General features: G+C 43.8%; 8 protein-coding genes. 2 read left to right on the top strand and 6 right to left on the bottom strand.

Features of this window, described 5'->3' with window-relative positions; translation table 11 throughout:
• Nucleotides 1–158 precede the first annotated feature (158 nt).
• Nucleotides 159–374, bottom strand: a complete 216-nt coding sequence (locus BQ5591_RS21255; RefSeq protein WP_159434396.1) for a hypothetical protein — start codon at nucleotides 372–374, stop codon at nucleotides 159–161.
• Between the two features lie 81 nt (nucleotides 375–455).
• Between BQ5591_RS21255 and BQ5591_RS00315 the strand changes: the two genes are divergently transcribed.
• Both BQ5591_RS00315 and BQ5591_RS00310 read left to right on the top strand, forming a co-directional pair.
• Complete coding sequence (locus BQ5591_RS00315) at nucleotides 456–1,157, top strand: hypothetical protein (protein ID WP_235301824.1); 702 nt, start codon at nucleotides 456–458, stop codon at nucleotides 1,155–1,157.
• A gap of 17 nt (nucleotides 1,158–1,174) precedes the next feature.
• Nucleotides 1,175–1,792 carry a hypothetical protein gene (locus BQ5591_RS00310; protein ID WP_005812828.1) on the top strand — a complete coding sequence of 206 codons (618 nt, stop codon included), beginning with the start codon at nucleotides 1,175–1,177 and terminating at the stop codon, nucleotides 1,790–1,792.
• Nucleotides 1,793–2,060: 268 nt separating this feature from the next.
• Here BQ5591_RS00310 and BQ5591_RS00305 read toward each other — a convergent pair whose 3' ends face one another.
• The 5 genes from BQ5591_RS00305 to BQ5591_RS00290 form a co-directional block, all read right to left on the bottom strand.
• Nucleotides 2,061–2,810: a nucleoside phosphorylase gene (locus BQ5591_RS00305; protein ID WP_006743466.1), complete on the bottom strand. Its 750-nt coding sequence runs from the start codon at nucleotides 2,808–2,810 to the stop codon at nucleotides 2,061–2,063.
• 11 nt (nucleotides 2,811–2,821) lie between these two features.
• Complete coding sequence (locus tag BQ5591_RS00300) at nucleotides 2,822–3,322, bottom strand: nucleotidyltransferase domain-containing protein (RefSeq protein ID WP_006743465.1); 501 nt, start codon at nucleotides 3,320–3,322, stop codon at nucleotides 2,822–2,824.
• Nucleotides 3,323–3,429: 107 nt separating this feature from the next.
• Nucleotides 3,430–3,657, bottom strand: a complete 228-nt coding sequence (locus tag BQ5591_RS20540) for a DNA cytosine methyltransferase (RefSeq protein ID WP_235301828.1) — start codon at nucleotides 3,655–3,657, stop codon at nucleotides 3,430–3,432.
• 426 nt (nucleotides 3,658–4,083) lie between these two features.
• Nucleotides 4,084–4,983, bottom strand: coding sequence for a DUF5712 family protein (locus tag BQ5591_RS00295; RefSeq protein ID WP_071147994.1), 900 nt, complete (start codon nucleotides 4,981–4,983; stop codon nucleotides 4,084–4,086).
• A complete protein-coding gene (locus BQ5591_RS00290) occupies nucleotides 4,980–5,582 on the bottom strand; it encodes a BfmA/BtgA family mobilization protein (RefSeq protein ID WP_007844274.1) in 603 nt (200 codons plus the stop codon). The genes BQ5591_RS00295 and BQ5591_RS00290 overlap by 4 nt, the downstream gene beginning before the upstream one ends.
• Nucleotides 5,583–5,813: the final 231 nt, after the last annotated feature.

Raw genomic sequence — 5,813 nt, 5'->3', positions numbered from 1 at the left:
GAAAAAGCACACCGGGAACTTTGCCGTGTACGTGACGAACAAAAAACAATAGGGAAAATCAAAGTAAATACAGAACTGTAACAGCCAGTCGGGTAGAAAATAGGTAGAAAAACGGCATAACGATTGGAACTTAGGTTCTTTTTCATAACTTTGTGAAGCTAGGCTTTTAGCTCGAGCCGATGCCGTAATTGAACAAACGCATCTGTGAAGATGTAAACCCCAAAAATCGGGTGCATTTCAATTTGAAGTGCACCTTTTTTTGCCCATAACAGGTCTTTGTTGCTGCCTTGCATCGGGATTCCAAGTCTGGAACCCTTCACCTGCATCTTGACTGTTGCCGTGTGGATAATGACGGCAAGACCAACGATGTTCACGATGTTCACATCAGAGCAATAAGGGCTGCGGAAATTATCAACGCAAGGCATGGTTGGGAGCAACCTCAGGAGGTTCGTGAAATGCGCCAACAAGATATAGCGGAGTTTTGCGAATATACCCTTCAGAAGATGGATAGTTTCGACATTGACCGTTACTTTGATATGCTTCGCATGAGAGGCTATGAGGTCAATCCAAGGTATGACACTACTAACTGCAAACTTGTGGGCTACACCATCGGCAAGAATGCCTCAGTGTTCAAGGCTTCTGCCATCGGTCGAAAGTTCATGGTATCACAGCTTGAAGCCACATGGAAGAAGATGCATCCTAAGCCTACTCAGGTCAAGATGCGACCTGCTTCACCTTCCGTTTCACCGGCTCGCCCTGCTCGCCCTGTTGCTCAGACAACGAAACCTACCCAGTCCAATTCTAAGCCATTGCCAGTTGCTACCAAGACTGCCTTCAATGTCAATGTTAGCGGTGAAATGAAGAGAATCTATATTCCGAACACGGTCAAGGACATCTTCCTCAATGAGGTTCAGGTTCCTGATTCTGATATGACTGCATCAAGAGAGGACATTTCTCATGTAGGTATGCTTCTCTTCCTTGATATGATTGATGCAGCAACAACCGTGTCCGAATCTTGTGGCGGTGGTGGTTCTGCTCCTTCCTCTGGTTGGGGTAAGGATGATGACGAAGACGAGCGTGAGCGGGCTCGCCGTTGCCTCCAGATGGCTCATGCCATGTGCAAGCCACCGCAGAAAAGACGTTCATTCCACCGTTAGACAAATCCTACATATCAATGAGAAGAACAAAACATGTAGAAGAACTCATCGAAGATGACGAGCAGAAGCCTGACTTCGATGACATGATGAACGAAGTCCAGGAAGAGATTGAAGAGCATGATGCCGAGGATGCTGTTGTCAGTCGTGCGCCTGAACTCAGGCAGTTGAGTGAGAACATTGACAAAGCGACCAACACTTGGATCAATGCAACTCTTCAACTGGAGTCTGCCATCCGTAAGTACAATTCAGCTCAGACTGCTCTTGGCAATGCCGTTGACACTATCAGTGGTAAGGTTGACACCATCAATACCCACATTGACAATGTTCTGAAGGATGCCCCAACCAAGTTGAAGGTTTCAGTCAGAGTCGATGATGTTGACTGGAAGAAGATTCAGGACATGTTCGACAAACAACATGAATGGATGACCACTCAGATGCAGAAGCATATCCGTGAGGTCAATCAAATGTTTTATGAAGAACGTAGAAGGGTTCAGGAAAGGTACAAGGAGTACGACGGAACCTACCTCGGACACTATGTGCAGTATTTCTTCTGGTTCTTCTTTGTCCTTGGACTCGTTATTTTCGGCTTGGCTATCTTCCTGATGCTCGACAGTCACTACCACTGGACGAAGTAATCTAATGTTTATACCCTCCAAAATCCCTACGAAACTTGGCATAGTCTAAGTTTGTAGGGATATTTTTTTTCTTGAAAACGTCATTTTCTTGAAAATGTGCACTATTGCCCGTTGTGGGAGCCAGATAGCATGAGTAACTTTGCACCGTCAAAATAAACGAGTGTAAACCTAATTGTTATAAAGTAAGCATTCCGTAAACCACGTATAGATGGTTATGGAATACTTTTTATATAGTCCGCTAAATGGGAATTTACAATTCTGATATACTTCAGATGTAGGTTGCCGTTTCTAAAGCAATATAAAGTTTGTTTAAACTATGGTTGGCATTGTTCAAGCCTTTGGCTTCATATCCATTTGTATCCAAAATGTCACCTGTTTCAAAAAAAGCATACAACTTCAAATTGTAGAAGTCGCACACAGATTGAACTCCAGCCAATTCCATTTCTACAGCGATGCACCCTTCTTCCATACGTTTGCGTACAAGTCCTTTTGTTTCTCTGATCATCGAATCTGTCGTCCATATTTTACCTGTAATATATGGTACAGATAATTTGTCGAAAATTATGGAAAGTTCCTTGCTTGCGGCTATATCAATATAGTCGGATGGTGCTGCAAAATAATATGAACACCCGTCCCCTCTGTAACTTTGTGTCGGTATGATAAATCTACCTTGTGTGGTTGTACGGTCAAGACTGCCACAGGAACCGAACATAATGAACTTTGATGCTCCAGTTAGCCAGCTTGCAAGATGACATTGAGAGGATGCTACTGCTGAACCTATTCCTGACAGGTAGAAAGTTATCGTAACTCCTTTATAAGTTGTTTTATAGATATGCGTATCGCCATTGCAAGCCGGCATAGTTGCAATAATTTCAGATTCGTAGGAATCAAGTAAATGCCGATGAATCTCCTTCGAGAATATTATCAGGCATATATCTGCAAAATCTCCACGTCTGCCGTAGAAATCAAACAGATTGATCATTGGTTCAGTTTCAATATCATAACTATCAGTAATCATAGCATATTGAATCAGATGTGAGTTTTATATTGCTCCGGTATCTCAAGATTGAAAGTTCTGCATAATAACAGGACGTCGTGGACATCATTTTCATCGTATTCATATCCAAGATGGAACTGTACCTGTGCCTCCGGGTTTATGCATGTTACCTCAATATTCCCGATATTTCCTTTACCTGAGAAAGTTTCGCTTGGGAAAGTGTATCCGTCATATAGAATTCCATCTTCGACATATTCGAAACAATGCAGATCGATTATTCTTCCGTTGTCATCTTTCCAGACAGTATGGCTATCGGTCGTATAGTCCATTACAACTTCTCTGTATCCCTTCCAGGTAATCACGGATATGGCCTTACCATAGTCTTTCTTCTCTACGAACAGATCGATGTCGTTATGTATTCTTGTTTCTCTGCCTATAAGTGCATCGACACCCCAACCGCCGTCCAGAAACACCTTTACAGATGCTTCAGACAGCATTTCAAGAATCTCACATGCATCAAAATAAGTGACCATAAAATTGCAATTTATCGGTGCAAATATAACGAATCCTTCAGAAAGAACCCCCTTGTTTGCTGTAAGAAGTCGAAGAACAATCGAAGAAACTCCGATTTCTACGACCATTATCGAAGAATCTCTGCGCTTTGTCCTTGAAACTCAAAGCTATCAGGGAAAGATTGTAGTCTTGCAGACTCTCTGATAGTTGGGATTCTATGAAACAGTGGGTGAAAATAATTGCTATGTGCATTTCCTGTATCAATAGTACAAGATTGAGTTCTGGGATCAAGTCTCTTGTATGCTTTGGAACTTTGCCGTTTTTTTATAACTTTGTGGCTAACTATGGAGTACATTCCCATAGGACATATGTTAATAAATAAATAAATTCTATTAGGGCAAGTCTTTTTCCTCTTTCCCTCAGTCGGTGAGGACTGATACCCCCTTTTAGCTTTTATTTTATTGTTGTTTTAGTATTTCAGTCTGTGAAGATATGAGGAAATACATGGGGGCAAGAGTGCCCCTTTTTTGTGGGCAATAAAAATGGCGACCGAAACCAGCCGCCATTTTCCCCATGCGTTTCCGCAATGGGCTTGCCAGAGCCTACGCTTGAGTTCTACAAATATAAGCAATTCCGTTTTCTTCTGCAATTATAACGGCACAATACCGGGACAGTTTTGAGCAACTGGCTCCTGTAACTTTTTCCGGATATCTGCAAATTTGTTTTGTGAACGGCAAAAATTCTTTGTGAACAGCACTAAGTCCATACTCTCAGAATAAAATCACATACCCATTCCAAAACCCCGGCTTCTTTTCCTGGGCTGGTCGATTTCTTCCTCCTGTTGCTTCTTCCGCTGCGGTGCCTGGTTGATTTCCGGAACTTGGGATATACTGTTTCCCTGTTGTTGGCTCTCTTCCCGGCCTTGTTCCTGGTGCTGTTCCTGAAGATCCCGGCTCCATTCGGCTTTCATCTTCTCAAGCCGTTCATGGTTCACACGTTCCGCCCACTCCTTTTTCTGGAAGATTTCTTTCGGAGTTCCGTTCTTCATGGTATTGAGATAGTCGAAGGTCTGTTCCGGTGCCCGGTCATACCCTGTGCGCTTGTCAAATGAGGTTTCACACTTTCGGAAAAAATCTGTTCTGTCAAAACCGCCTTTCACGTTTCCGCAGTTCTTCTTCCCGGTGTGGTTGGTCTTTGGGCTTAGCTTCCTGGTGTTGCTCCTGTCCTTCCGGCTGACGATGATATGTGCGTGCATGTCGTACCGGTCGGCTCCCTTCCTCTCGAAATGGATCTTTCCGTAATACTCGATATCCTCTTTGTTCAGGCCTTTTCCGAACCCTTCCGCATAGTGCTGCATCACATCATCACGGACATACCTTCTCATGGCTTCAGCCTGTTCCTTCTCTGTCTTGCCCATTTTCTCCAGCTCCCGGCTGGAAGGGCTTACCGTGATCACATAGAACTTCGCATCGTTCCGGCTTAATTTTGCCTTGTTGTTGTCTATCTTGAAGGTTACTTCCTGTGCGCTTATGTAGTCACGTGAGTTATTGAAAAACGGCTGCACTTCCCGGCCGTTCTTCATGCGCTCCAGATCCTCATGCTGGAGATAGGTCGTTACTCCTGTGCAGCTCCCTGTATTGGCATAAGTTCCGGAACCGCCACCCTGAATCTTTATGTTCATAGCCCCCTCCTTTCCTTTTCCCTCTCATAGACTTTGTTTATATCATCGAGCAGCCCGGTCTTTCCTTTTGCATCGAGGAAGGAAACGATATGCTTATAGGCTTTAATCTGTGCCGTTTCGCTGGCTTCTATCCGCTTGAAGATAATATCCTGGTTCTTCCTGATAGTTGAATCTGCATCCCGCACCGCTTTTTCTGCCCTGCCTATGGCCTTGCCGTTGTTGTCGGAACTGTTGATTATCCCGGCAAGCAGTTCCTTGTTCTCCTTCAGGAACCGCCTGAACTTTTCTTCCGAAAGTAAGGATGAAAGGCTTATGGTTATCTGTGTGCTGGCTCCGGCCAGAGCTTCACAAGCCGGACGCACAAGATCCGTTTCCTGTTTCTTCAGGAATGCGAACACCTGGTCCATGCGCTTGATAAGCTTCTGCATTTCCTGTGCCGGGCTTTCATGCTCGACCGGGTTTATACCGTACTTCTCAAAGTAGTTTATGGCATGAGTAATATACTCCATTTTTGACACACTGTTTGCCTTGGCCAGACGGTCAAGTTTAGCAAAAGTAGTACGTTCTACCGCTACTGTTGTTTTACTGTCTTTTTCCATATAATTATAAGGCTTATTATAACAAATTAATATACTAACTAATTGGTTTACAAGATAGTATATTTATTCGTTATAACCAACATATAGCGGTTAATTTTTCTAATGCTTTGATTTTCAAAGCATAACCCCGTAGGGCAAGAGGAAAAAACAGGGCTTGCCCGGTTTCCTCTTGCTGTTCTATCGAACACCCTCCCCAGCGCGAAATTAGCAAAGGGGACGGGGAGAGATAGA

It is taken from the genome of Bacteroides ndongoniae, from assembly GCF_900108345.1.
GTDB classification, from domain to species: domain Bacteria; phylum Bacteroidota; class Bacteroidia; order Bacteroidales; family Bacteroidaceae; genus Bacteroides; species Bacteroides ndongoniae.
This window is presented reverse-complemented; position numbering and strand designations above follow the sequence as displayed.